This window comes from Vreelandella sp. V005 (assembly GCF_052645115.1).
Genome location: NZ_JBQXYA010000002.1, coordinates 51,774 through 78,696, shown reverse-complemented (window position 1 = coordinate 78,696; position 26,923 = coordinate 51,774). Strand labels below are relative to the sequence as shown.

Below are 26,923 nucleotides of genomic sequence, written 5' to 3'. Positions count from 1 at the left end.
CAAGCCGCTACAATAAGGGGCTTAGCAACCTGGGCGAGACTTTCATGGCTGTATTCACCCCGCTTAGCGACGCACAGGTCGCCGCGTTTTTAGAAAAATTTGATGTCGGCAGCTTCGTTTCCCTGCAGGGAGTGGCGGGCGGCACTGAAAATTCGACATTTTTTGTGACCACTGACCGTCGGGAGCTGGTGTTGACGCTGTTCGAACAGGGCGAGCACGCGGAGCTGCCTTTCTTTGTCGAGCTGCTGGACTATTTGGATGAACACCGCCTGCCGGTACCCGGCACGGTGCATGACCGCGAAGGCGTTGCCCTGCACAGCCTGGAGGGCAAGCCGGCGTTGCTGTTCCCGCGCCTGCCGGGTCGCCACCCAGAGTCGCCTAACCTGGCTCAGTGCCACGCCCTGGGCGATACCTTAGGCCGTTTGCATGTGGTGTCCAGGCGTTTCCCCGGCCATCGCCCGAACCCGCGGGATCTCAACTGGCTGCATGTGATGCACCATAAAGTGTTGAGCTATCTAAGCCCAGCGGATCAAACGTTGATGAAAGACGAAGTCGACGATTTTGAAAGCGCTTTCAGCCAGCACGAAGCGCTGCCTCAGGGTGCGCTGCACGGCGATCTGTTTCGCGATAATACGCTGTTCGATGGTGACCAGTTGGGGGGCATTATCGATTTTTATAACGGCTGCACCGGCGATCTGCTGTTTGACTTGGCGATTGTGGTCAACGACTGGGCTTCCAATGATGACGGTACGCTCAACTCAGAGCGCTACCACGCGCTATTTAACGCCTACCAATTGCGCCGCCCGTTAACCTCAACTGAGCGTGAGCTGTGGCCTACCATGCTGCGCATGACAGCGCTGCGCTACTGGTTATCGCGCCTGCTGGTGGTCTATGTCGACCCGCCCGCGCACGATTTAACGCCCCACGACCCCGAACGTTTCCGGACCATTTTAATGGCGCGCATTGCCCACGGTGCGCTGCCACTGCCAGAGGTAACTGCATGAGTGTGACGGCCACCACTAGCCCGGCGCTACGCGCTCGGCGCACCTGGAATATCGATCAATGGGGCAGCGGCTATTTCGATGTCGATGACCACGGACAAGCCCTGGTTCGCCCACTAGGCAGCGATGCAGAAGGCCCGGCGCTGCCGCTGAGTGGGCTGGTGCGCCAACTGCAGAGTGCCGGTTTACGCCTGCCGGTACTGGTACGCTTTAGCGATATTCTCCACGACCGGGTGGAACAACTGTGCGGCGCCTTTGATGCCGCCATGAACGACTGCGATTACCAGGGTGGCTACACCGCCGTTTACCCTATCAAAGTGAACCAGCAGCGCCGCGTGGTCGAAGAAATTCTGGCGACTGCTGAGCGCGGTAGCGGCCGCGTGGGATTAGAAGCGGGCAGCAAGCCAGAGTTGTTGGCCGTGCTGGCACTTTCCGATGGCGGCTCCTCGTTGATCGTTTGCAATGGCTACAAAGACCGCGAGTACGTGCGCTTGGCCCTGCTGGGGGAAAAGCTCGGTCACAAGGTCTATTTGGTGGTCGAGAAGCTCTCCGAGCTCCAACTGATTTTGGAAGAGGCACGGGAACTCGACGTTACCCCGCGCATTGGCTTGCGTGCCCGCCTTGCCTCGGTGGGCAAAGGCAAATGGCAGAATACCGGCGGTGAAAAATCCAAGTTCGGTCTGACCGCCAGTCAGATTCTTGACGTGGTCGAAACGCTACGTCACGAAGACGCGCTGGAAAGCCTGCAGTTAGTGCACTTCCACTTAGGCTCCCAGATCGCCAACATTCGCGATATCCAGCGTGGCCTGCGCGAATGCGCCCGGTTCTATCAAAACCTGATGCAACTGGGCGCGCCGATCGATACCGTGGACGTAGGCGGCGGCTTGGGGATCGATTACGAAGGCACCCGCTCGCGCAGCTATTGTTCGGCGAACTACTCCATGCAGGAGTACGCCCGTAACGTGGTCAGCGCTTTCTCCCAGCTTTGCCAGGAAGCCGACCTGCCCCAACCACATCTCATCAGCGAATCGGGCCGCTCGCTGACCGCCCACCATGCGGTGCTGATTACCAATGTGATTGGTGAGGAGCGCGTCAACGACACGCCGCCTGAGCGCGTTACCCAGGATCAGGACTCGCAGGTAGAAGAGCTGTGGCGCGTGTTCGACCAATTGGCCGATACCCAAGAGCCACGGGTGCTGGTTGAAGCCTGGCACGATCTGCTGCAAGCGGTGAGCGAGCTTCAGGATCGCTTTGTGATGGGCCTGAGTGACATTACCGCCCGTGCGGAAGGCGAGCGGGTCTATATGGCCGCCTGCGCGCGACTGCGCATGCAGCTCGACACCCGCAACCGTGCCCACCGTGAGATCATGGACGAGTTAGCCGAAAAGCTGGCCGATAAGCTGTTCGTCAACTTCTCGCTGTTCCAATCGGTGCCGGACGTTTGGGGTATCGAGCAGATTTTCCCAGTACTGCCGCTCAGCGGGCTGGACCAAGCACCGACCCGGCGAGCGGTCATTCAGGATATTACCTGCGACTCCGATGGCCGTATCGACAGTTACGTCGACGGCCAGGGGGTAGAGAGCACCTTGCCACTCCCTGAGTGGCCCTCTGAAGATGAGCGCTGGCTAGGCTTCTTTTTGGTCGGCGCCTATCAGGAGATTCTAGGTGATCTGCACAATCTGTTCGGCGACACCGACTCGGTGGACGCCGCGCTGAATGCCGACGGCGAATGGACGCTCTCCAATCCGCTGGCGGGTGACTCGGTGGCGCAAGTGCTTGCCTATGTCAACTTTAATGCCAACGTGCTCAAGCAAAAGCTCACCGATCAACTCGCCGCCAGCGGTTTCTCTGCCGATGAGCAGGCCCGCTTTGCGGCCAGCTTAAGCGAAGGCTTGGAAGGCTACACCTACCTCGAATAAACCCTCGACGACACCGGAACGGCGTCGTACACCACAACAAGAAACGCCACCCTTGTTTACACGGGTGGCGTTTCTGTGTGGTCGTTACGGTAACTACTATGGGTGCTTCGACACAGCTGATGGCTCGCCTGTTTAGCGGCTCATGTGCTTGATCACTCGACCACGCTGGTGTCGACTTCCAAACCACCGGTCAGCGTTAAGCGCAGTGATGAGCCCCGAACGAGTTCACCGACCCCTGAAGGCGTACCGGTCAAGATGACATCACCCGGTTCGAGAGTGAAGTGGCGACTCATTTCGGCAACCAACGAGGGGATGGCAAAAATCATATCTGCTCCCTCGCCGTGTTGGCGCTCTTCACCATCAATTTCAAGCGTGAAAGCCAGCGCATTCCAATTGGGGACACGGCTTAGCGGCAAAAACGACGAAAGCGGGCAGGCACCATCAAAGGCTTTAGCGATTTCCCAAGGGTGCCCTTTCTCTTTTAACTGGGTCTGAACATCGCGCAGGGTTAAATCCAACGCCAACCCGATACCTGCAATCGCGCGTTCAGCTTCATCTGGCGTGGCATGGGTTAACGTTTCACCCACTAACAGAGCAAGCTCCGCTTCATAGTGCACATCGCCGCGAGCGAAGGGCGGATCTAAGGGCTTGCTTAGATCCACGACACTAGTGGCCGGTTTGATAAACAATAACGGTTCTGTAGGAACCGGATTATCCAGCTCTTTCGCATGGTCGGCATAGTTACGGCCGATGCAGATAACCTTGCCCAGCGCGTGGGGAAACTCCTGGCCATCGGTAAACTTTAGAACAAAACGCATGGCGGGTATTCTCCTTCTCATTATGCGTGCCGTATTCGCTACGACAGGCGCAACAGTTTACCCCACCTAGACGAAGGTTCCACAACCTTGTGCCATCAATTTGTTTCCCCACCTTTGATTAGCGATACTGCATCGCCTGCTGGTCAGGGCTGTGCGCCAAGAAGTCTGGGCGCTGTTTCGCTGCCCCATAGGGTTCATCACAACGATTATCCCGACGGTTGAACACGAAGAACACGTTACTACGTGGGTCGGGCGACAGATTGGCGTTCGATGCGTGTAGCGTATTGCAATCAAACAACAGCAAGCCGCCAGCCTTACCTTTCGGCGCGTCAATACCGTGTTCGGCCACAAGCTCAGTGAGCGCTTCAGGGCTGGGTACGCCCACTTCCTGCGCTTTTAACGAGCTTTTGTGGTTCTCCTCTGGGGTTTCACCCAGGCACGGTACAAACTTATTGTGTGAACCAGGGATCAACATTAGCGGCCCGTTGAACTCATGATTGTCGGTCAAGATCAGGGAAGCACTGACCGCGTGCATTGCCGGCATACCGTCTTCTGCATGCCACGTTTCAAAGTCGGAGTGCCAGTTAAAGCCCTTACCGGCAAACCCAGGCTTATAATTAATCCGTGACTGATGCACATACGGGTCGTCACCAATAATTTGCCGCGCAGCGCCCGCCACACGCTCATCGCTGGCGAGGTTACCCAAGCGCTCGGAAAGAAAATGCACGGCAAATAGCGAACGGATTTCCTGACTCTCCGGTTCCGTTACGCTGAATTCTTTATTGCGATATGCATCATTGCTCATCAGCGCCTTCATTTCTTGACGCAACTCATCAAGCTCAGCGCCTTCAATCAGGTTGGGGATAAATAAAAACCCTTTGCGCTCGAACTCATCAAGCTGTGCCTGGCTTAAAGGGCCAGACAACCGGCGACCTTTAACGACCGCATCTTGGCGCGGCAGCCAGGTTTTTTCAGGAGCATCGGCCAAACGCGACGGGTAGGCATCCTGAGCCTGTGTGCTCTGCACATTAGGTGTATCGGCCATTTCGCTATATTGCTTATGGGCATTTACAGAATTTAGCGGTGTACTTTTGACTGTCATCTAATCCACTCCTTGTATGATTAGGTTTCAGATCGAACGATGTTGCATGGGATAGCGTAGACAAACAAAATCAGCATGCAAGGGCTAAAAAAGCTTTTCATAACGTGAGTTATGAGAAAAAATTTTAACGTTTCTTTACCTCATTTTAATGAAACCCTGGATAATCTTTTCTGTCCTGCTTTAAAGCCTGCATTAGCTTTTTACGCTCACGTCCCGTTGCCCATAAATCCGTCTTCCAGCTTAAGGCACTAAAATAATCGCCGTTAGCGGATTGAAAAAACTTAAAGTGCCTAGACGCGCCTAACAGCCTCTTATCCGCGCCATGAAAAAAAACAACGAATATATTGATGATGTCATTCGGCTCGATATGAACAGCATCGTTCCTTGCCTTTTTATCGCGTTTTAAAAGACAAGGAACGAATATACCCCCTACCTCTAGTTTGACACGGGTGCCGGGGAGGATAGAGCCTTGATATTCCCATTTATTCCGCCCATACACTTCTTTCTTAAAAAGCTTTTCTCCATGTAAATCATCAAGATTATAAATTTCCTTGCCGTCATCGCCCTCAACACTAAAAAAATATTTCTTACGAAAACGGGCTCAGCCGCCATATTCGTAAAAACAATTTTCATACTGTGACAATCAACCCCTTCAGTATGAATAAGAAATCGAGTCCGTCGTTGACGCTTCATGGTGAGAAAAAACAGCTGAGCAAACACAACCCATATTAGCAAAGTGCCCACTTCGACAAAGGCCATTATTACTTGGTAATTCTGCTCAAGCATAGTAGTGCCGCCATCCTCTGTAAAAAGCAAAAGCAGCCTATAAGAAAGCGCTTTATGCCTTCCAGAAACTTACAATCACCCTAAGCGAACATGGCCATAAATGATATTTTCATCAAAACCAGTATATTCTTCCAACAGCTCTGGCTCTAATAATTTAATAGAGTTTCGGCTTTTTCTAATTAATTTTTTTTGTTCTAGAGCCGTCATGCACCGACTTACGTGCACACTGGTAATGCCAAGCAACTCTCCAACCACTTCCTGGGTAATTGGAAAAGCGAATACATTAGAATCAATCAGTTTTTTAAAATTATATCGAGCGTATATTTCGATTAAAAAATGGGCAACGCGCTCTTCCGCTCTATGATGAGTACAGCTCCGAAGCCTTTCAATTGTTATATTATCATTAACCATAATATAAGAAACGATGGCTCTTTTAATATCGGCATTGTCTTTAAAAAGATCATGTATTTCGTTAACAGATACTTTTCCTAACTGGCAGTTTTGCAATCCCACTATTGTAATATCGTGATTATCGAAAAAGCTTTCACGTAACCCTACGATATCGCCCGGCATATAGACATTACATATATCTTGACTACGGCTTTTAAAGGAGTGACACAGACTTACCCAACCTTTTTGTACGACAAAAATCTCTGCCCTACCCTGGCATAAAGAGTAGAGCTTTTGATTTCTCTTTAACTCCATACTCTTTATATCTACTTCAGACAAACGATCTAAAGACTCATCGCCAACCTCTGCATAATGGCTGAATATATTCCCAAGAGTTATTTCCTTGGGTTGCGAGCTCATCACGTTGGGCAGCTGAGCATAACGATCGCTTCCTTTAAATATTTCACTATGGATATCAACTGCATTACTCGTCATTTCTACACTCCTTTGCAGTTAGACAAATATTTTACCTAATCATTTACCCTTACAATTATGGTGTATATACAAAAATACATCTAGAAGCAGAATGATAGTTAACCCATAGTAATTCCACAAGCTAGATCGGCCACTTTGACACCTATTTCTTAACAAATGTTAACAACCGATGCTCGTAAACTTAGTTCGCTGTGAAATTAGTAATTTAGGGCTACCTCTAGTTACCAAAGTAGTTTTTGATGTTTATTAAATCTTAAAACCTAAATATCCGTTATAACTTATGTTATTGATGAAAAAAGAAATGATCTTGAAAATTTACGATTGCTCATGCGCTCATTAGGACTAATAAGTGTTTAGCAATATAGTTATTAATAGCTATTTTTAATCGACAAGGACGCCGTCATAAAAAGGAATATTTTCATAGTCGCATTAGAAGAGAAACAAAAAGCCATATTGGAAACGCTTCGCGAGTCCAAACAGCTAGAGATACACAGCCTGCTAACGGTTGACACGGCTGTCGAAGCAAAACAGTTCTCTTTTAATAAAATTTTAGCGGATGCTAAAGCGTCACTGGCTAGCTTTCCAGGCACCATCGACGCCATTGTTGCTCAATGGGACTTTCCTACCAGCGTTTTAGTCCCGCTGCTATGCAAAGAGTATGGAATACCCTCTCCTTCGGTGACCAGTGTTTTAAAATGTGAGCACAAGCTTTGGAGCCGACTAGAGCAACAAAAGGTGATTCCAGAAGTCGTCCCACGATTTTGCGGCATCGACCCCTTCGCCGATTCACCGTTTGACCAAGTCACCTTGAACTATCCCTTTTGGATTAAGCCCGTCAAAGCGTTTTCGTCTCATCTCGGTTTTAAAATTGAGAATTTCGAGCAGTTTGAAGCGGCAATTGAAGAAATAAGAGCGAATATTAACCAGTTAGGTGATCCGTTTAATGAAGCATTGGAATATGCCACTACGCCAGATGAGATTAAGCAGCTAGGCGGTAACGCCTGTATTGCCGAAGAAATTATCAGCGGGGTACAAGGCGCGCCTGAAGGCACCATCTTTGAAGGCGAATTCAATGTGCATGGCATCATTTCCCAACCAAAATCGGAACTCACGGAAACGCTATTTGATCGATTAGAGTACCCCAGCAACTTGCCTGAGCATGTGCACCATAAAATGATCGAGGTCTCCAAAAAATTCCTTGAGCATATTGGTTATAACAATGGCTGCTTCAATGCCGAATTTATGTGGAACGAAGCAGAAGATAAGCTCTGGCTGGTCGAATTCAATACGCGTATTTCTCAGTCACATAGCGAAATATTCGTGATGGTCGATGGAATGTCGAACCATGAAGTGGCCGTTGATATCGCCCTTGGCCAACGCCCCTCTCTCCTTAATCGGCAAGGTATCGCGCCGGTGGCGGCCAAGTGTTTTATCCCTTATGAACACAAGGATGGCATTGTCCGAAAGATTCCCAGCGAAGCAGAAATTAATGATCTTAAATCTCTGTTTCCTCATACAGAGGTGAAAATAGACGTATGTGAGGGGCAGCGATTAAGCGACTTAATGCACCAAGACAACTTTTGCTATCGGTTAGGTACGCTTTATTTAGCCGCCGATAATCACGACCAAATTGAGGAGCAGTTTGAGTACTGCTTGAAAGCACTCAAATTTGACATCGAGCACGTAGACGAATGAGCAAATAAGAGGCGATCATGCAAATAGTCGATTCCTTCCCCTATACCGTTCGAGAAATCGAGAATGTCTTTATCCCGATGCGGGATGGGAAATGTTTAGCCGCCCGCATCTGGCTGCCTGTTGAAGCGGAGTCTTCGCCGCTACCTGCCATCATGGAATATATCCCCTACCGAAAGCGGGATATCACACGAGCAAGAGACGCGACCAACCACGCCTATTTAGCGGGCAATGGTTACGTCTGTGTACGCGTTGATATGCGTGGCAGTGGTGATTCAGACGGCGTGCTGACGGATGAGTATACTCAGCAGGAACAGCAAGATGCCGTTGACGCCATTGAGTGGATCGCTAAACAAGCGTGGTGTAATGGCAAAGTTGGCATGATGGGTATTTCCTGGGGCGGATTTAATAGCCTTCAAGTAGCGGCCAAACAACCCCCCGCCCTTAAAGCCATTATCAGCCTTTGTGCCAGTGATGACCTTTACGCTGACAATATGCACTACATGGGCGGTTGCTTGCTGGGCGATAATTTATCCGAAGCGACCGTTATGTTTGCCTTCAATGCGCTGCCACCCGACCCTGAGATCGTCGGCGATAGCTGGCGAAACATGTGGTTTGAACGCATGGAAAAGAGTGGCTTATGGATTGACCAGTGGTTAAGGCACCAGCGCCGGGACGCCTACTGGTCGACCAGCTCGGTGTGTGAGTATTACTCTGCTATCAAGTGCCCGGTTTACGCCATTGGGGGGTGGGCCGATGGGTTTACCAATACGGTGTTTAGGTTAATGGAGCACCTTGACGTGCCGCGCAAAGGGCTTATCGGCCCCTGGGGGCATAAATATCCGCATCAGGGGTTACCCGGCCCGGCGATAGGCTTTTTGCAGGAAGCGCTACGCTGGTGGGATCACTGGCTGAAGGATGAGCCAAACGGCATCATGGAAGAGCCGATGTTACGAGCTTGGCAACAAGATAGCGTACCCCCCGACAATTCCTATGCGGATAGACCTGGCCGCTGGATTGGTGAGCGCCAATGGCCAACTGACAATGTTAAGGAGCGCCGCTTCGCGCTACGGCCTTATCAGTTGGTGGAAGAAAGCAAGGATCAATCCGCCAGCGGTTCGACGGATGAGAGTACCTCTATGGGGTTACAGTCGCCATTAAGTGTGGGGCTGGAGGCGGGCAAGTGGTGCTCGTATGCAGCGACGCCGGACCTCCCTGGCGACCAGCGTGAAGAGGATGGCGGCTCGCTGATTTTTAGTAGCCCCAGCTTAACCGAGCCGCTCTGCATCTTCGGGATGCCTGAATTGGAACTTGAGGTTTCAAGCGATAAGCCCCAGGCAATGGTGGCGGTGCGCCTTGCCGATGTGGCCCCCGATGGCAAAGCAACACGGGTTTCCTATGGGTTATTGAACCTTACCCATCGAAATGGTGATTCCCGACCCGCTCCTTTAGAGCCGCATAAGCGCTACCGCGTTAACGTTCCACTAAACGGTATCGCTCAACAATTTCCTGCGGGGCACCAACTAAGGGTGTCTATTTCCACCTCTTATTGGCCATTGGCTTGGCTACCGCCCGAGCCTGCTCAGGTGGATGTCCATTTCGGTAGCTGTCGCCTAAAGCTTCCGGTCAGAACGCCCCAGGCAAGCGATGCCGACCTGAGCCCTTTTGACACGCCGCAATCGGCGCCGCCTCTGGATACCACGCTCTTGGAGCGCAGCGAGCACAACTGGCTGCTGCATCGCGACTTGGCCACCAAAGCGTCGACGCTTGAAGTCATCAACGACCAGGGGCGGTTTCGGATCAACGATATCGGTACTGAAATTCATCGCAGCGCGCGGGAGTATTACCGCACGGTGGATGACGATTTCACCTCTGCCCGTGGGGAAACCATCACTGAGTCCTGTTTCAAGCGGGACGATTGGCATACCGAAGTGTATACGCGGACAACACTCAGTTGCACGACGGATAATTTCATAGTGCATGCCCAGCTGGATGCCTACGAAAACGAGCATCGTGTGTTTTCGAAGAACTGGGAAAGCGTCATTCCCCGTGACCATGTCTAGTGATCATGTCTAGGTGACAGTGTTTAGGTGACAATGTTTAGGCCGCTTGTATAGCGACCAACCTGCCCCGCCTGCCGCCCTGAATACTCTTGGCGGCGTTTATTTCAGCGTTTCAAGATAAGCTGCGATGTCGTTAGCATCCTGCTCCGTCACGTTCAGGTCTGGCATCGCGGTGAGTGGGTCCACTTGGGTAGGATCACGCAGCCAGCGCACCATATTATCGCTGTTATTAGAAAGCACCCCCGCAATGTAGCGGCGCGACCCAATGCCTGCCAGAGGTGGGCCGACATCGGCTTGGGGGCCCACTAACCCAGGCACCCGATGGCAGGCAATACAAGCGTAGCCATACATCGCCAGACGCCCACGGTCAGCATTGGGAAAGCGGCGAGAAGCCTCCGCCTCTTCTGGTTGATCATTAACACTCGCGGCCATTGCCTGGTAATCCGCTGGTGACAAGACCGCCATCTGACGCATAAAAGCGACAATGTCCCAGATTTCTTCGTCCTTGAAAATAAACTGCCAGCTTGGCATACCGGTCATCTTAATACCGTGTTTGATGGCCCAAAAGATCTCAGCGGAGGTGCGATTACGCGCGGTATGCGCCAGATTGGGCGGCACCGGTGTCATTCCCTTACCGACATCGTGACGCGCAACGCCGGGCGCACCATGGCATTGAACGCACTGGTCGCGATAATGGCTTAGCCCACGCGCTTGCATGTCTGGTTGGTCAAGCGGTGGCACGTCAATTTCCTCGGCTCGTTGGCTGATCGAGCGATCCAATGCCGTGGTAAGTACTGTATAAACTGGCTCGGTATGCTGCTGTAAAGCAGAAACATTATAGACACCCCAGAAGACAAAGATCGCCGCGCCCGCGGCCATGGCGAGCACTACGCCTGTAAGTCCAACCGCTAGGCGTATCAGTAGGCGCTTGCGAATGCGCTCTATTAAACGTTGACGGGGTCGCATAGTCATCTCAAGGTATACAAGTAAGCAGTGATATCATGGGCATCGCCAACGCTAACCGCCATATTAGGCATAGCCGTACGCGGATCGACCATTTCGGGAGCGCGAATCCAACGCACCATTTCTTCAGGCGTATTAGGAAGCACTCCTGCTAAATAAGTGCGTTTGGCGATACGGGCCAAGGACGGACCGGTATGACCGTTCGCGCCTGGTATCTCGGGTATTACATGGCAACTGCCGCAGCCATACGCCGTAATCGCCAATTTCCCTTTAACAGGGTCGCCCGGCAGATCAGGCGTTTCTTCGCCCCCACAGCCAGCAATAAGTAATAGCGGTGCCATGCAAACAAGCAATTTTCTGTTCATAAGCATGCCCCCAGGTAGAAGTTGGGTATGCCTTCGGCCATGATGAGCAGGGCAGATAATGCGCTAAGAATGATGCCGCCCACCGCCATGAACCTTAACCGGGAAGTTCGGCGATGACTGCCTCCCGGCCAGTGTCGACCAGCCTTGCCCCACTGCCGCCATGCAAGCCATACGCCTAAAAGGCTCACCACCAAGGTGAGTAAGGTAGAGATGTGTAGCGCCCAGTGATGGCCGGTTTCACACACCCACGGGACGAGCATATAGCTGCCGAGCAAGTGGAGCGCCCACGCTATCGGGCCGAGCACCCAACTGGCCCATAATGGCAACGTTTGCCGATAACCCACCTTAGTTGCCATACAGCCGGGGCCCCCAGTAAAGCAAAAGATAAAACGGCACCCAGGCAATGCATACGAAATACCAATAATTGGTATCGACCACCACGCCAATCTGGCGCTCACGAGTGAAATAGCCACGCCATGCCAAGATGGCGATCACGGTACTACCTAACACCATTGATGTGACATGCACATAATGAAAACCGGAGATGGTCCAGACGATGGAGCCATAGGCATGATCTTGCCAACCGAAGTCATAGGCCATCAGCTCTTTTGCACGCAGCACGAGCACAACAGAAGCTAGCAGCACGCTGGCCGTGACCCCCATCGCCAACCACCGTTTGTTACCGCGATTAATCCCCTGGCCAGCCGCATACATGGTCATACAGCTAAGCAATAACAGCCCTAAATTGATGCTGGGCCAAAGCAGCGGTGGCGCCGTGCCAGAGGGCGGCCACACCTCAGCATGCGCGGCCAAATATAAATAGCTAACACAAAATGCCAGTACGACGGCCGACTCAATGGTGATCAACCCCAGAATCCCCCACCATAATGGTGCCCGCTGATCGGGGTGTAAGCGAGGCATATCGGTGACGTCGATGCCGTTAATCACTCGCATGCATCCTCCTTCCATGGGCGCCTGGGCCAAAACCAGCCGACCAGCGTGAAGAAAACCAGAAAGAATCCCATCACAAAAAAGACGGGATGAAAGATGAGCCCGATAAAGCCTGAAGAGGCAGCCACCGCAGCGGTGAAGGGCCAGATCGTGGGAGAGGGCAGTATCTGGACGCCGACCGGATCGGCATCTAGCATGCTGGTAATCACAACCTCACGTTGCCGGTGGCTCAAACCGGTCACCACCGAGCGTTCACCCCGCTGCTGCCAGTCCCACAAAGGCCACTGGCTTTCTACTATCGGGATATGACGAAAATTGTAAGCAGCGGACGGTGACTCGGTCGCCCACTCCAGAGTGGGCGCATTCCAGGGGTTCGCTCCTGACGGCTGGCCGCGATAAAGGCTCCACAACGCGTTGATCAGCGTGACCAAAAAACCAGCCGCCAACACGAAGGAACCTAGTGTCGACAACAAATTCAAGTCGCCCCACCCCATCTCTGCGGTGTAGGTATAAACGCGCCTCGGCATGCCTTCCAGACCCAACTGGTGCATGGGAAAGAAGGTCACGTTAAAACCGATGAATGCCAGCCAGAAGCTCCACTTTCCAGCCGTTTCACTCATCAAGCGGCCAGTGAACTTGGGCCACCAGTAGTACAGAGCACCGATGAGCGGAAAAACAGCGCCACCGATCAGGACGTAATGGAAGTGGGCCACCAAAAAGAAGGTATCGTGCACTTGGGTGTCAAAGGGGATTGAGGCAATCATGACTCCGGTGAGGCCGCCAATGACGAAAATGGCAAAGAACCCAAGCACCCATAGCATGGGGGTGGCGAAGCGGATTTTGGCGCCCCATAGCGAGGCGATCCAGCAAAATATTTGTACGCCGCTCGGAATGGCAATGGTGACACTGGCGGCGGTGAAGAAGCTCATACCCAACTGTGGTAAGCCCGTGGTGAACATATGGTGCACCCACAGCCCGAAGCTAACAAAACCGATTGACACGACCGACAGCACCAGTGCCGTATAGCCAAAGATAGGCCGTCCGGTAAACGTGATGATAATGGTTGAAATCATGCCAAGCGCTGGCACCAGGATGATGTACACCTCGGGATGACCGAAGTACCAGAAAAGATGCTGCCAAAGTAGCGGCTGCCCGCCGCTTTCAACGAGAAAAAACTGCGTGTCCACCAATCGGTCGAGAATTAGCAGAGTACTACTGACGATAACGGCGGGCATGGCGAAGACGATCATGAACGACATCACCAACGCCGCCCAAACAAACGGCGGCATCCGGTTTAAGCTCATGCCTGGCGCCCGCAGCCGAAGAATGGTCACGATCAGCTCTACCGCCGCGGTCAGCGCTGATACTTCGATAAAGGTAATCATGGTGGTCCAAATATCGACCCCATAGCCAGGCGAATACGTCTTACCCGCCAATGGCACATAGTTGAACCACCCGGCATCCGGCGCCATGCCTACTAAAAGCGAGCCGAATAGCACGATCCCGCCAATTAGATAAATGTAATAACCGAAGGCATTGAGGCGTGGGAAGGCCATGTCGCGTGTGCCTAACATCAATGGCACTACATAGATGGCAAACCCTTCCATGACGGGAATGGCGAAGAAGAACATCATTACCGTGCCATGCATGGTGAAAAACTGATTATAAAGATCTGGGGCCAAGAAGTGCTGTTCGGGGCCTGCTAGCTGCGCCCTAATCAATAAACCCAATACGCCAGCCAACAAAAAGAAAATAAAACCGGTAATAATGAAGCGCCTACCAATCATTCGTTGGTTAACCTGGGTAAACCAACCGGGAAAGCCACGCGGGGAGTGCCAAGTACGTGTTAGTTGTTCGGTCTCTTGGGGATTGTCATGGAGCTCGTGCAATCGGGGGGTTGGATGTGTCATTCCAGGCCCTCCAAATAGCTGAGCAGAGCCTTTAAATCATCCGGTGGCATTTCAGTGGGCGGCATCAGACTTTCTGGCTTGATGTGTTGCGGGTCAGTAATCCAGCCCCCCAAGTGGCCGATACGATTAGGTACGGTGGCCGCTGCGAGCGTACGGCGGCCAGCCAAGTGCGTCAGGTCTGGCCCCTTATCACCTTGTGCACGCGAGCCGCGAATGCTGTGGCAGCTAGCGCAGCCAGCATCAAAAAACACCTCACGCCCCTGCGCTGCCTGAGCCGTTTCCGGCATCAGGGCGGGCTGGGCTTGCTGTTCCAGCCAGGCATTGAAATCTTCTTCGGATTCAGCGACGAACAGGAAAGCCATTAGCGCGTGTTGGGCACCGCAATACTCCGCACATTGCCCTCGGTAGACACCCGGCTCATCCGCCACCAGCGAAGTGACGTTGACTTGCCCCGGCATCATGTCTGTTTTGCCCTGAATATTGGGCACCCAGAAGCTATGAATAACGTTATCCGACTTGAGCAGCAGCTTGATCGGCTCCCCCACCGGGACGTGGAGCTCATTGGCGGTGGTGGCAATCCGGTCACCACTTTTATCCAAATAATGTATTTCCCACCACCACCGCTTACCAATCACTTCAATGGCCAAGGCATTATCCGGCGGTGGCGCATAGAGCGTGCGGCCAATGGAAAAGCTGGACAGTGCAAACGGAATCGTCACCGAGAGGGGTAGGATGATTCCTCCTGCGATGACAAGGTTACGGCTTTGACGACTGCTTAAAGGTCGAGCAGAACGGTGTCTATATGCCCGAAAAATACCGATCAATAAGAGGATAAGAACCAGCGCCGTCACCAGGGTGGCAACCACCAACATCGGCCACCAGAGATCAGCAATGAGCTGAGCGGCTGCGCCAGCAGGATCGAGGGACGATTGCACACCGGAACAGGCGGTAAGCAGTGAGATTGAAGGCAAGCCAAAAACGACTGGCAGCCAGGAACTCTTCCGTGAGGCCATGACTTCTCAATTTTCATTTTAAAAAATACGCAACGACGTGTGCTACCTTCCTAGAAGGCGTTAACGACACGTCATCTACCTCTATAAGCCTAGCCAAAAATAGCGGACTGGCCACGCTTAACCAGGTATTTTTTGCTGCCAATGCCACCCTTATTCGCTTTATTGTTACACCGGAGCCGCCATGGGCGTGATCGAACAGAGCCTTAGTTATCTGCAGCCCTGGGAATTCTCGCCTGCCTGGGCACTTTTCTGCCTAATCAGTGCAGGGCTATATATACGCGGCTTGGTACGTTTTAGGCGCAGTGGTCAGCAGGCGGGGTTTTGGCGACCTTTCAGCTTTCTGCTCGGTATTGCAGCTATTTACACGGTATCTCAGACCCATTTCGATTATTTAGCGCAATACATGTTTTTCGTTCATCGTGGCCAGCATCTAGTGCTGCATCATTTAGCGCCGTTTCTGATCGCCTTGTCCGCCCCGTTGCCGCTACTCATTGCAGGCACACCACATCGAATAAGAAACTTTTCTGGCATTACTATGGTGGCGCAGGCGCTAAGGCCGGGGTATCGGCTATTGCAGCAGCCGGTTATCGCTGCGCTGCTGTTTGTCGGCCTGATTTATTTTTGGCTAATTCCCCATGTGCATTTCGACGCGATGCTCAGTCAGCGCCTCTACCAGTTAATGAACTGGAGCATGCTGCTTGATGGGCTGCTCTTCTGGTGGCTAATACTCGCTTCGCCTTCGCCTACACAAGGCGGGCTAAGCTATGGTATTAGAATAACGCTTCTACTGGCGGTGGTGCCGCCGCAGATGCTGCTAGGCGCCTATCTCACCTTTAGTCATAACATCGTATTTGACGTCTATGCCGTTTGCGGCCGAGCTTGGCCACTGGCACCATTAACCGACCAACGACTCGGAGGTCTGATCACCTGGATTCCAGCCACCATGATGAGTGTGCTAGCAGTGCTGATCATTATTGGACGTCTGCTCGGTCAACGTTCGACCTCATATCGCTATGGGTAACACTATGCTTATGACAAAAAGCAAGACGGTGCTGCTTTCAGGAGTACTTTGGCTCGCTGGCTGCTCGGACCCAAGCTGGCAAACCAAGGATATCTCTGGCCTCATGCCACCGCTGGCATTCGAACTGACCAATGAACGAGACCAACCGGTCAGTGAAGCCGATTACGCCGGTGATGTCATTCTGCTCTTTTTTGGCTTTACCCACTGTCCGCATATCTGTCCTACTACCCTCGCGAATCTGGCAGCGGTCTCACAGGCGCTAGGGGAAGAGACGCGGGATGATCTGCGCGTGCTGTTTGTCTCTGTCGATCCTGCCCGCGATAACCCGGCAACGCTAAGCGCTTATACGGAAGCGTTCGGCCCTGAGTTTATCGGCTTGACCGGTGGCCAAGAGGACTTACAGGCATTAACGCGCCGATATCGAGTCACGTACGGCTATGGCGAGAAAGATGATAATGGCCATTATGACGTGTCGCACTCGAACGCTGTCTTCGTTTTTGACCGCGATGGCGATGCTCAGTTATTAATTCGCGAGGACGACACTAACGAGGCTATCGTTGCCGACCTTAACCGCCTAATGACTCATTGAAAGACTTGGCGTAAGCAAAGAAGCTCACCAGGGAGACGACCTACAAAAAACCCAGCCGGGGAGGCTGGGAAAGGGCTTTGCTCTGATGGGAGTAAGAGCAAATAAAACGGTGTTTCTATATCCGTATTAACCGCTAGGTCTTAGCGCGCAAATCATCATCACTATCACGCTCTAAAAATTGCTGCGTCGTTTCATCCAGATGTTTACTCAGCCAGTCAGCCATGGCAATTTCTTCCTGAAGAATCTCTTTACACACCTGAGATACCTCGGGTTGCGATGCCATATCGGCGGCTTTAATAATGGCTTTATAACTCGCGATTTCAAAATTTTCGAACGCGTAACTCGCAATACTGCCTTTCACTACCTCATCTTCAGCCATCATGCCGCCCACTGCTTGGCCAAAGGCGGTTAATTCAGCACCCATATCTTTGAACGTAGACGTATCAGCGCCCACAAGCGTTAAACAGTGTTCAAGCTTTTTAGACTGGTTCTTGGTTTCTTCAATGTGCTCTTCAATACGCTTTTGCAATTGCGGATAATGCTCTAAGCGATGTGCTTGGGATTGCAGCATTTTTTCCGCTTGCTTTTCCATTGCGTGCGCATCCCGAAGCCAATCTAACAAGTGCTTGCTTTCCATTGCAGACTCTCCTTTTTACACCAACACTTTCCTACACCCACTTTCGTTTTGCTGACTAAACTCAGATTTGCTCTTTTTGAGCGCCCGAGCCTGGCTTAGCATTACCGAGAGTAGGCTCCTGACCTTCAGGTGCAGGTTGATTGACGACTGAGTACTCACTCTTACCATCTAACGAGGGGCCTTCAGCCCACCGGCCTTTCGGTGCTTCTTTATCGAGCAGCGTATTCAGGTAGTAGTAGGAGTGTTGCATATTCTCATGATCTTCTGGCGTGGAGTTGGGAATAGGCAACTGCGACTTCATACCCCCCATCTCTTCGATGACCGCTAACCACTGCTGCTGATGATAAGTATCACGGGCAATGAGGAAAGATAAGAAATCTTTCATGCCGTGGTCGTCAGTCCAGTTATATAAACGCGAGGCCAGAACCCGGCCGCCAGCTTCCGCGGTGGCGTTTGCCAACATATCAGCGCCGATATTACCGGTTGCATAAACATGGCTCATATCAAACGGCACGCCATTGGCATTGACCGGCATGGCGGATAAGCCAGAGGATAACAAGTGACGTGGATTGGCACCGCCTAGAATGGCATTCATGACTGGGTCTTTCGCCGTGGCTTCCTGATAGGAAACCGGTGCCCCTTCCAGATTGAGCGCAACCGCGTGCCCCAACATTTCGATATGCGATAACTCTTCTGTCGCTGTCGACATCAGCATGTCGCGAATACGGTCATCGCCACGCGCGCCCATTGCCTGGAAAAAATACTGCATCGCAACGCGGATTTCGCCTTCGATACCACCAATGGCTTGCTGAAGCAGCATCGCAAACTCAGGGTTAGGCTTATCGACTTTTACCGGATATTGCAATTTTGCGGAATGATGAAACATAGGTTGCACTCCTTGTAGGTAGACTGTCAGGAATTCCTTTCCCTGACAGTATGCTTAAGGCTCTTCCTTAAGTATGTTGGTAGCTTCCAATGCGATAACCATTAAGGGTTCCTTCCCTTATGGGGAACTTCCGCTCGTCCCTGAGCAATCATTGCATCCTTTGCTTGGGCTGCTAGGAAACGCCTTCCTTGGCACTCAACTTAACGCTTATCTCTAAGCACCGTTTTTGCTTCCTGAGCAATATCATCGTACTGGCGTGCTACTTGATCAAAACGCCTTGGCATCTTGGTCAGTATTGCGGGTTAGCCAACTCTCTCCATTAAAGGAAAGCTGTTAGTTTTACCGATTACCGCCATGGCTATTTTGACCGCCTTTCTTACCTGCTTCTGAAGCGCGTTCTGGATCATTTGCGAAGTTACCGCCACTCTCTTGGCCACCTTTATGACCAATATCCTCATAAAAATCCTTACCATGAGAATCTGCTGTGGCTTCGCCGCCTTTTTTACCTGCTTCAGAAGCACGTTTAGGATCATTGGCAAAGTTGCCGCTACTTTCTTGGCCACCTTTATGACCAATATCTTCATAGAATTCTTTACCGTGACTTGCTGAGGTAGCTTCGCCGCCTTTTTGGCCTGCTTCCTCACGAGACATTCCTTGGTCTTTACGTTTATCAACCATGATAAAACTCCTTTAGTGGAACAATTAAAACCCGTCGTCTTAATTACTCGCTTTTACTAACCGAGCACTATGCAGAATAGTCACCAAGATGAGCACTTCAAGGAAAGCGCCGTTTAAAAAGCCTTTTTTAATCTTTGTCAATGACGCTCATTAAAAAAGCAAACGCTCCACCAACTTTCTATCAACGCAAAGAAGGTCAGGAAAGTTAATTATTATTAATAATATACATTAACAACAAGTCGCTTTAACAATAGGATCAATAGGTTGTTACTTTATTTAAATCTCTCAGAGAAGTACTTCTCACCCACTGCCGCATTAGCCAATAAGCCAAGAAGGCCTCGGTTAACTCACCGAGATAAAACATTAACTCAGTTCCTTGCTGCAACTCCTTTAGTGGAACGGCCGAAGGGAGGTGAAAGTAGTACATCCACTTTGCAAGCGTGGCGTGTGCCACCATGGCGACAAAGAGTGTGCCGAAACGAAGGCCTAAGCTAGGCCGTCGAGGCGCAGGATCAGGACCCGCAATTGCCCATGTAAAGAGACAGCCAGCTATAACGAAATGCCAGTGTAGCCAGGCTGCAAGCCATGGTGTCTCAAACATCCAGGCATACACATCGGTCATATAAAGCGCATACATCGCACCGACATTAAGCAGGGTGGCCGTAATGGGATGGCTCACCAACCGTACCAATGGCCTAGCGACCAAACACACCCAGAAGCGCCCCCAGGATTTAGGTACGCATTTAAGCGCCAAGCTGATCGGTGATGCCATTACCAGGCCCAGCGGCGCCACCATGCCCGCTATCAAGTGCACCATCATATGAGCGCGAAAATCATGGTGCGCCCAGTGCATCAGTGGCGGCGAAAGCACGATGACCACTGCAATGGCGGCGAGATTAAATATCCCTAACCGCCAGAATGGCCAATGCTGACCACGCCGACGCACATGGCAATACCCCGCCCAATAGAGAACGGCCAATAAGCTGAAGATGAAGCCAAATGCGTTCATGAAGCGCTAGCTGCTAAGCCCCGCTTGGCACGTCGCAACAGCCCAAAGCCTATCAATAGCAGCAACAGACCTGAAGCATTCCAGCCTAGATCATAAAGCAGTAGATTATCGACATAGCGGACTTGGTGGAGCCCTAAAATTTTGTGCGTGACAATGCCATCAAATAGCTGAAAACCACCCATTCCCAACAAAAAACCGGCGCTTTGATAGCCTTTGGCATATAGCTTTTGTTCGTATAGATGCAGCAACAGCACGCCCCCACCGATTAGTAGTATCAATTCCAGCGTATGTAAGAGCCCATCTGAAGCTAGCGCCAGCGCCGAACTGTTTACGTCTACGAAATGATGCCAACCCAATAGCTGATGAAAAATGATTTCGTCGATCGCGGCCATGCTCCCTAAACCCAATAAAATGGTAGCAAGCAACGTAAGCTGGCTCTTTTTCTGCCCCACACTCTCCTTCATTGCCTGGCCTCCTTTTCCTCTTATAAAAGTCCATCTACCGTAGTTTATAACTTGTTATGCTGTCGTTAAGCTTAATATTTTTACAAGCAGCCTTTAGCAGTAAAATCGCAAAATTTCTTCTACTTAAGTTAAAAATCAGACACCCCATACCCACTCACTGGACGCCGCAACCGCTGCGCTCTACAGTAATTAAAGCATACGCAGGCGTTAGCAAATGCGCATAATGCTTTCGCGCAGCTAAAGCATTAGCAGCGTTTCCAAAAAACGCGCCGAAAGATTTAAACATAATCACTCAAGCCTTTATTTAATATTGGTTAAACACTAGCCTCGGGCTTGATTCAGCAAGGTGGTAACGCCCCGACCATGCAATACTTCTAGCATATAAGAAATAACTGCTTAGCAGACAAACACCTGTAAATGGTTTTTAGCATGTTGTTAGGGGGTTCTTAGGGAGTTCTTAGGATAGTTGAACACAGCAGACCGCTGGGAGGTCACGGATGACACAACAGGTTAGCGACTTCATCATTGATAGGCTGAAGCAGTGGCAGGTATCGCATATTTTCGGCTATTCCGGAGATGGTAATAATGGCTTGATGGGCGCGCTCAACCGTGCCAATGAGTCGATTACCTTTGTCCAGCCTCGGCACGAAGAAATGGCGGCGTTCATGGCTTGTGGTTATGCAAAATACACGGGCAAGGTAGGTGTTTGCATGGCGACCTCAGGCCCAGGGGCAATCCATCTGCTCAACGGTCTTTACGACGCAAAAAAAGACCACGTACCTGTTGTCGCTATTGTCGGCCAGCAGGCACGTACAGCGCTGGGTGGCGAGTATCAGCAAGAAGTGGATTTGGTTTCGCTATTCAAGGATGTAGCGGGTGATTTCGTCCACCTTGCTACTACCCCTGGGCAGGTTCGTCATCTGATTGATCGCGCCATGCGCATCGCCTCCGGTGAACGTACCGTTACCGCCATTGTGGTACCCAACGACTTACAGTCTCAAAAAGCGGTTGAGACGCCCGCCCATGCCCATGGCACCGTTCATTCTGGCGTGGGTTATACGTCCGCCAACGTGATACCCGACGAGCACTCTCTGGCCCATGCGGCAGACATACTCAACGCCGGTGAGCGGGTAGCTATTTTAGTCGGCGCGGGGGCTAGGGGTGCCGAGAGAGAAGTAGAGGAAGTCGCCACCCGCCTCGGCGCCGGTGTTGCTAAAGCCTTGCTGGGGCGGGATGTACTGCCTGATGATCTTCCCTACGTTACCGGCTCGATTGGATTGTTAGGCACCAACCCCAGTTGGACACTCATGGCAGAGTGCGACACGTTATTGATGATTGGCTCTAGTTTTCCCTATTCGGAGTTTTTACCGCCCGAGGGCCAAGCAAGTGGCGTGCAGATTGACATAGAACCCCGCATGTTGAGCATGCGTTATCCCATGGACGTTAACCTCACCGGCGATACTCGCCTGACACTCCAGGCCCTGATCCCTCTTTTGACGCATAAAAGTAATCGCGATTGGCAGCAGGCGATTGAAGCCGATGTCGCCGATTGGTGGGAGTTACTCCGTGAACGCGCAATGGGTGAGGCACATCCCATCAACCCACAACGCGTGTTTTGGGAAGCCTCACAGCGCTTGCCCGACCGATGCCTGCTCAGCTGTGACTCCGGCTCGGCTACCAATTGGTATGCGCGCGATCTTAAGCTTCGTGCCGGTATGCGCGGCTCGGTTTCTGGCGGTCTGGCCACCATGGGCAACGCGGTACCCTACGCCATCGCAGCCAAATTTGCTTACCCTGAGCGTGTTTCGATCGCCTTTGTGGGCGACGGTGCCATGCAAATGAACGGCAATGCTGAGCTGCTGACTATCTGTAAATATTGGTCGACTTGGCAAGATCCGCGGCTGATTGTCGTCGTTCTGAATAATCGCGACCTCAATCAGGTCACGTGGGAAATGCGTGTACAAGATGGCGATCCCAAGTATGAAGCGTCACAGGATGTACCAGCGTTTTCCTATGCGCAGTATGCCGAAATGATTGGTTTGAAAGGCATTGAAGTGACCGATCCAGAACAGATTGGTAGTGCCTGGGATCAGGCAATTGCCAATCACTGCCCCACCGTGCTTGATTTTCATACGGACCCTGACATTCCCCCTATCCCACCGCATATTTCCAAACAGCAGGCCAAGGCCTACATGTCGGCCATGCTGCATGGAGATCCAGATGCTCTGGAGACGATCAAAGCGTCTTTAAAACAGTTCTCGAAGAGCTTTATTGCTAAAGCGCCTCATCTTAGGAGGCATTAATGGGCCACCATGCTGAGCCGCCGATGGCAAGTTGGGAGAGCACGTATCCGATAATGCGCTGTGGTTACCCTTATATCTCAGCGCAATGCGACCGGTTAGGGAGCAATCTTTTTAGCTCCCGCTTACTGCTTAAAAAAACGTTGTTTATGAGAGGCGAAGAAGCGGCGGCGCTGTTTTACGATGAGGCGCGTTTCACCCGAGTGAACGCCGCCCCCAGGCGGCTAAAAAAAACCCTGTTTGGTGAAGGTGCCGTCCAAGGCCTTGATGGACAGGCGCATCGTCAGCGCAAAGCGCTGTTTCTTTCATTAATGTCTCAGCCGCGCATTGATGCGCTTATGCAGTGGGTCGAGCAATACTGGCAATCGCATCTAACGCTTTGGCAGCCGCAAGCATCGATCACGCTGCTCGACGAGTTTCACCAACTGTTATGCCGTGCAGCCTGCGCTTGGTGCGGTATTCCCCTGCACCAAGCAGAGGTGCCCGACATGACGAACAAGCTGGTGCTAATGGTAGAAGGCGGGGCCGCCATAGGTCCAAAGCATTGGGCAAGCCGACGCGCACGCCGTCAAGCCGAAAATGCGCTACAAGCGTTAGTGAGCCAATACAGGCAAGGGCGCCATGACATTGACCCATCACTGCCCCTGGCCGCGTTTGCCGACTTTCAAGAGGCGAATGGCAAGGTTTTACCCAGCCATACTGTTGCCGTCGAGTTAATCAATGTCATCCGACCCATCGTGGCGGTAGCAAGGTATATGGTGTTTGCGGTGATGGCGCTGCATGAGTACCCGCACTGCCTTGATAAGCTCAAACACCCTGGGGCAGGCCGCTATCGCCAACATTTTATTCAAGAAGTGCGGCGCTACTATCCGTTTTTTCCATTCCTAGCGGCGCGCGTCAAAACTGACTTTACGTGGCAAGGCTATCGCTTCAAGCGCGGCAGGCAAGCCATTCTTGATCTTTACGGCACTAACCATGACGCCCAACGCTGGGCGTCACCGGATCAGTTTTACCCGGAACGATTCGAAAACGAGCCCCAGGCATTTCATCGCTTTGCGATGATCCCCCAAGGCGGTAGCGAGCATGCGACACAGCATCGCTGCCCGGGAGAGTGGATTACTGTGGCGCTCATCAACTGGGCCATCGAAAAATTCGCCCAGCAGGTGCGCTATGACCTACCCCCGCAAGACTTAACGATCGATCTCAATGTGGTACCGGCTCGGCCTCGCAGCGGACTAATCATCACCAATGTTCGCCCTATCGATCCTCTTTCTGTCACCACTGAAGAAAACGGCTAGTCGGCATTTTTTTAAGACCATTGATATAAACCTTACGGCGACATTATCCAGGAGGGAAATCATGAATCGTCAATCCACTGATAAGCGCGAAGAAAGTCAGAAGGCCAAGCAATTGCTAGATAAAGACATGCCTAATGACGATCAGCAAGCTGGGCGTGAAGGCTCCCATAAAGAAGAGCCCCAGCCCTTTCGACCCGACGAAAACGTCGATAATCAGAAAGCTGATAAAAACTCTTCCTCACCAGACCATAACACCTCTCTTGAGGCGGCTCCTTTTTCTGGCGCACAGCTGGCGAAGGAAAAAAAAGCGCATAAAGACAATATTGATCAAAAAACAGATGAGGCCGATCCAAAGAGCAGTGAATAGCCTTGATCTCAGTCGAGCATTGAGCCTTTCTTGATCGCTATGATTACGTTTAATTGACGAGGCAGTGACCGTGAAAAATCCAGTTTATGATGATAAGCAACAGCTTATAGGCCATTTTGTTCAAGATAAATACCTAAAGCGGGTAGCGCTTGAAGCCAGCGATGGCAATACCTATAGCGTGCCTAACCAGGAATTAACCCGCCAAGATGAGCACTGGGTGCTGGCAAAGCCATTGAGTGAATTTGTAAAGCTCAATGCTTTTCGCAAGCAACAGGAACATGTCGATGAAATGAGCGATGAAAGCTTCCCTGCCAGCGATCCGCCGGATTTTACGCTCGGGAAGAATGACCCTAATTAACAGAGATGCCCCATCAGTTGGGATTAACGGCTAGCGGGCACTTGCCTTAGCCGAGTCAATCAAATATTAGTTATCATTAAGGCATTGACGCTGCCTAGCCGCTATTGCTGGGCAGCGCCATTGTTAACAGGAGTTCGCTATGAAAACCAAAAAAGGGAAAGGCTTTTTTGGGTCTCAGCGCGCACTTTTATTCGTTGTATTAAGCCTATTGTCAGCGCTGGCCCTACCCGGATGCCGCTATCCCCAAGACATAGAACATACGATGGAACGACTCCAAGGAGGTGTGCTGGAAGTCGGATTGACTGAAAACCCGCCTTGGGTGATCCGCCGTGAAGAGGGCCCTGCTGGACTGGAACCGGACATCATCCGCTCATTGGCGGAACGGCTTAATTCAGAAATCCGCTGGCACTGGGGCAGTGAAGATAGGTTGCTAGCCGCGCTGCAGCATCGTCAACTTGATGTGGTAATAGGGGGGTTAACGAATCGCTCCCGCCTGGGCCAGCAGGCGGCGCTGACCCGCCCCTATTATCAAAACCGCTATACCGTCGGTTTTCCGTCGGGGGCGCCATTCCCCACTTCGTTAGAGGGTCTTGAAGTCGCTATTCCTCCTGTTAATCATATGCATGCAGCACTTAAAGAAAAAAATGCCAAGCCAATCAAAGTTGCCAACATTACTCGTATTGAGGGGCCCGTCGCCGGGCCTACTTGGTGGTTATCGGCGCACGGGTTGGTAGCTGGCCCCTGGGAGATCATTACCGACAAACAGGTAATGGCGCTGCCTAAAGGCGAGAACGCGTGGATGCTGACATTGCAACGCCACCTCAATGGCTACTCAAATATTGAGCAGCGGCTGCAGCAGTTGGAGGCGGCGCAATGAAAGTAAGGCAAGCGTATCAACTACCGCCTGATAAACAGAAAGACCTTGATTACCTAGTGCGGCTTGAATGGTGGAACCTGGGGTTTCGCATCTCCATCGTCAGCGTACTGGCTTTAGTGCTAGGCAGTAGTCAGGCCATGCGAGTGGCCTGGTTTGAAGACATGCTCTCTTTAATTCCTCCTATCGCTTTTCTAGTCGCCATGCGTTATCGCAACCGAGCGCCTAATGAAATCTTTCCCTATGGCTATCAGCGAGCTACCAGTATCGCTTTTCTCTGTGCAGCCACGGCGTTAGCGCTGCTCGGCAGTATCCTGCTGCTTGATTCGCTACTGAAGCTCGCCAAAATGGAGCATCCCAGCATTGGCGCCGTCGAGCTCTTCGGCACTACTTTTTGGATGGGGTGGTTAATGATTGGTGCGCTGATTTACAGCGTCATTCCACCGGTCATCATCGGCCATTTACAGATGAAAGCCGCTAAAAAAGTACATGAAAAAACGGTGTTTGTGGATGGCAAGATGAGTAAGGCGGATTGGATGACGGGGCTTGCCGCGATTGCGGGGATACTCGGCGTTGGCGCTGGCCTATGGTGGGCGGATGCGCTGGCAGGTGCGCTTATTGCGCTCGATGTCACCAAGGATGGCGTGACGAACCTGAAAGAGGCAGTGGGTGACCTCCTCGACAGGCGCCCCCGTTTTACCTCTAAAGCAGAGCCAGAACATCTTGCTGAAGCGTTAGAGGCACAATTATGTAACATGGAGTGGGTCGCCAGTGCTGCCGTACGCTTACGTGAGGAGGGCCATATCTTTAGCGGCGAAGCATTTGTGGTTCCCCATAGCGACGAGAATTTGGCGCACCACTTACGCGAGGCCGCGCAGTTTTTAAACCACTACGACTGGCGTATTTATGAAGTCGTGGTCACGGCTTGGCCCAGTGACACCACCATCGAATCACCGATGCTGTAGGCGTTTCAC

At 51.8% G+C, this 26,923-nt stretch carries 26 protein-coding genes; 12 read left to right on the top strand and 14 right to left on the bottom strand.

Going from position 1 to position 26,923, the window contains the following annotated elements:
• The first annotated feature begins 44 nt into the window (after positions 1-44).
• Together ACUN8H_RS05625 and speA are read left to right on the top strand one after the other, a co-directional pair.
• Positions 45-1,004: a homoserine kinase gene (locus tag ACUN8H_RS05625; RefSeq protein ID WP_445531177.1), complete on the top strand. Its 960-nt coding sequence runs from the start codon at positions 45-47 to the stop codon at positions 1,002-1,004.
• On the top strand, positions 1,001-2,920 hold the full coding sequence (speA, locus tag ACUN8H_RS05620; protein ID WP_445531176.1) for a biosynthetic arginine decarboxylase: 1,920 nt from the start codon (positions 1,001-1,003) through the stop codon (positions 2,918-2,920). Before ACUN8H_RS05625 ends, speA begins: the two co-directional genes overlap by 4 nt.
• Positions 2,921-3,072: 152 nt before the next feature.
• On the opposite strand, the gene ACUN8H_RS05615 is transcribed toward speA, so the two are convergent.
• The 3 genes from ACUN8H_RS05615 to ACUN8H_RS05605 form a co-directional block, all read right to left on the bottom strand.
• On the bottom strand, positions 3,073-3,738 hold the full coding sequence (locus ACUN8H_RS05615; protein ID WP_445531175.1) for a fumarylacetoacetate hydrolase family protein: 666 nt from the start codon (positions 3,736-3,738) through the stop codon (positions 3,073-3,075).
• 118 nt (positions 3,739-3,856) lie between these two features.
• A complete protein-coding gene (thpD, locus tag ACUN8H_RS05610; RefSeq protein WP_445531174.1) occupies positions 3,857-4,840 on the bottom strand; it encodes an ectoine hydroxylase in 984 nt (327 codons plus the stop codon).
• A gap of 861 nt (positions 4,841-5,701) precedes the next feature.
• Complete coding sequence (locus ACUN8H_RS05605) at positions 5,702-6,511, bottom strand: Crp/Fnr family transcriptional regulator (protein WP_445531173.1); 810 nt, start codon at positions 6,509-6,511, stop codon at positions 5,702-5,704.
• Between the two features lie 453 nt (positions 6,512-6,964).
• Here ACUN8H_RS05605 and ACUN8H_RS05600 point away from each other — a divergent pair, with 453 nt between their 5' ends.
• Together ACUN8H_RS05600 and ACUN8H_RS05595 are read left to right on the top strand one after the other, a co-directional pair.
• Complete coding sequence (locus tag ACUN8H_RS05600; RefSeq protein ID WP_445531172.1) at positions 6,965-8,206, top strand: ATP-grasp domain-containing protein; 1,242 nt, start codon at positions 6,965-6,967, stop codon at positions 8,204-8,206.
• A gap of 17 nt (positions 8,207-8,223) precedes the next feature.
• Positions 8,224-10,266: a CocE/NonD family hydrolase gene (locus ACUN8H_RS05595; RefSeq protein WP_445531171.1), complete on the top strand. Its 2,043-nt coding sequence runs from the start codon at positions 8,224-8,226 to the stop codon at positions 10,264-10,266.
• 99 nt (positions 10,267-10,365) lie between these two features.
• Here the strand turns inward: ACUN8H_RS05595 and ACUN8H_RS05590 are convergent, their stop codons facing one another.
• Genes ACUN8H_RS05590 through coxB form a run of 6 tightly spaced genes read right to left on the bottom strand, consistent with a single transcriptional unit; the run spans position 10,366 to position 15,468 of the window.
• On the bottom strand, positions 10,366-11,232 hold the full coding sequence (locus tag ACUN8H_RS05590) for a c-type cytochrome (RefSeq protein WP_445531170.1): 867 nt from the start codon (positions 11,230-11,232) through the stop codon (positions 10,366-10,368).
• Positions 11,233-11,234: 2 nt separating this feature from the next.
• Positions 11,235-11,594, bottom strand: a complete 360-nt coding sequence (locus ACUN8H_RS05585) for a c-type cytochrome (RefSeq protein ID WP_445531169.1) — start codon at positions 11,592-11,594, stop codon at positions 11,235-11,237.
• A complete protein-coding gene (locus tag ACUN8H_RS05580; RefSeq protein WP_445531168.1) occupies positions 11,591-11,950 on the bottom strand; it encodes a hypothetical protein in 360 nt (119 codons plus the stop codon). Before ACUN8H_RS05580 ends, ACUN8H_RS05585 begins: the two co-directional genes overlap by 4 nt.
• Positions 11,940-12,548: a cytochrome c oxidase subunit 3 gene (locus ACUN8H_RS05575; protein ID WP_445531167.1), complete on the bottom strand. Its 609-nt coding sequence runs from the start codon at positions 12,546-12,548 to the stop codon at positions 11,940-11,942. Before ACUN8H_RS05575 ends, ACUN8H_RS05580 begins: the two co-directional genes overlap by 11 nt.
• Positions 12,539-14,455 (bottom strand): cytochrome c oxidase subunit I, encoded by a 1,917-nt coding sequence (ctaD, locus tag ACUN8H_RS05570; protein ID WP_445531166.1) that lies wholly within the window; start codon positions 14,453-14,455, stop codon positions 12,539-12,541. The genes ACUN8H_RS05575 and ctaD overlap by 10 nt, the downstream gene beginning before the upstream one ends.
• Positions 14,452-15,468: a cytochrome c oxidase subunit II gene (gene coxB / locus ACUN8H_RS05565; protein WP_445531165.1), complete on the bottom strand. Its 1,017-nt coding sequence runs from the start codon at positions 15,466-15,468 to the stop codon at positions 14,452-14,454. Before coxB ends, ctaD begins: the two co-directional genes overlap by 4 nt.
• Positions 15,469-15,649: 181 nt before the next feature.
• Here coxB and ACUN8H_RS05560 point away from each other — a divergent pair, with 181 nt between their 5' ends.
• Entirely contained in the window at positions 15,650-16,489 is an 840-nt protein-coding gene (locus ACUN8H_RS05560) for a cytochrome c oxidase assembly protein (RefSeq protein WP_445531164.1), read from the top strand.
• Between the two features lie 4 nt (positions 16,490-16,493).
• Positions 16,494-17,078 (top strand): SCO family protein, encoded by a 585-nt coding sequence (locus ACUN8H_RS05555; protein ID WP_445531163.1) that lies wholly within the window; start codon positions 16,494-16,496, stop codon positions 17,076-17,078.
• 133 nt (positions 17,079-17,211) lie between these two features.
• Here the strand turns inward: ACUN8H_RS05555 and ACUN8H_RS05550 are convergent, their stop codons facing one another.
• The 5 genes from ACUN8H_RS05550 to ACUN8H_RS05530 all read right to left on the bottom strand — a co-directional run bounded on the left by ACUN8H_RS05550 (position 17,212) and on the right by ACUN8H_RS05530 (position 20,752).
• Positions 17,212-17,715 (bottom strand): ferritin-like domain-containing protein, encoded by a 504-nt coding sequence (locus ACUN8H_RS05550; RefSeq protein WP_445531162.1) that lies wholly within the window; start codon positions 17,713-17,715, stop codon positions 17,212-17,214.
• A gap of 61 nt (positions 17,716-17,776) precedes the next feature.
• Positions 17,777-18,601, bottom strand: a complete 825-nt coding sequence (locus ACUN8H_RS05545; RefSeq protein WP_335597020.1) for a manganese catalase family protein — start codon at positions 18,599-18,601, stop codon at positions 17,777-17,779.
• 339 nt (positions 18,602-18,940) lie between these two features.
• The gene (locus ACUN8H_RS05540; protein ID WP_445531161.1) at positions 18,941-19,279 is read right to left on the bottom strand and encodes a general stress protein; all 339 of its coding nucleotides are present in this window, start codon (positions 19,277-19,279) and stop codon (positions 18,941-18,943) included.
• A gap of 256 nt (positions 19,280-19,535) precedes the next feature.
• The gene (locus ACUN8H_RS05535; protein WP_445531160.1) at positions 19,536-20,288 is read right to left on the bottom strand and encodes a cytochrome c oxidase assembly protein; all 753 of its coding nucleotides are present in this window, start codon (positions 20,286-20,288) and stop codon (positions 19,536-19,538) included.
• Positions 20,285-20,752 (bottom strand): DUF2243 domain-containing protein, encoded by a 468-nt coding sequence (locus tag ACUN8H_RS05530; protein WP_445531159.1) that lies wholly within the window; start codon positions 20,750-20,752, stop codon positions 20,285-20,287. The genes ACUN8H_RS05535 and ACUN8H_RS05530 overlap by 4 nt, the downstream gene beginning before the upstream one ends.
• Before the next feature lie 497 nt (positions 20,753-21,249).
• Here ACUN8H_RS05530 and ACUN8H_RS05525 point away from each other — a divergent pair, with 497 nt between their 5' ends.
• The 6 genes from ACUN8H_RS05525 (at position 21,250) to ACUN8H_RS05500 (ending at position 26,914) form a co-directional block, all read left to right on the top strand.
• Positions 21,250-23,055: a thiamine pyrophosphate-requiring protein gene (locus tag ACUN8H_RS05525; RefSeq protein WP_445531158.1), complete on the top strand. Its 1,806-nt coding sequence runs from the start codon at positions 21,250-21,252 to the stop codon at positions 23,053-23,055.
• Positions 23,055-24,350 (top strand): cytochrome P450, encoded by a 1,296-nt coding sequence (locus ACUN8H_RS05520; protein ID WP_445531157.1) that lies wholly within the window; start codon positions 23,055-23,057, stop codon positions 24,348-24,350. The genes ACUN8H_RS05525 and ACUN8H_RS05520 overlap by 1 nt, the downstream gene beginning before the upstream one ends.
• A 61-nt stretch (positions 24,351-24,411) precedes the next feature.
• Positions 24,412-24,717 (top strand): hypothetical protein, encoded by a 306-nt coding sequence (locus ACUN8H_RS05515; RefSeq protein ID WP_445531156.1) that lies wholly within the window; start codon positions 24,412-24,414, stop codon positions 24,715-24,717.
• 70 nt (positions 24,718-24,787) lie between these two features.
• On the top strand, positions 24,788-25,075 hold the full coding sequence (locus tag ACUN8H_RS05510; protein ID WP_445531155.1) for a hypothetical protein: 288 nt from the start codon (positions 24,788-24,790) through the stop codon (positions 25,073-25,075).
• Positions 25,076-25,214: 139 nt separating this feature from the next.
• Entirely contained in the window at positions 25,215-25,952 is a 738-nt protein-coding gene (locus tag ACUN8H_RS05505) for a substrate-binding periplasmic protein (protein WP_445531154.1), read from the top strand.
• Entirely contained in the window at positions 25,949-26,914 is a 966-nt protein-coding gene (locus ACUN8H_RS05500; protein ID WP_445531153.1) for a cation transporter, read from the top strand. Before ACUN8H_RS05505 ends, ACUN8H_RS05500 begins: the two co-directional genes overlap by 4 nt.
• Positions 26,915-26,923: the final 9 nt, after the last annotated feature.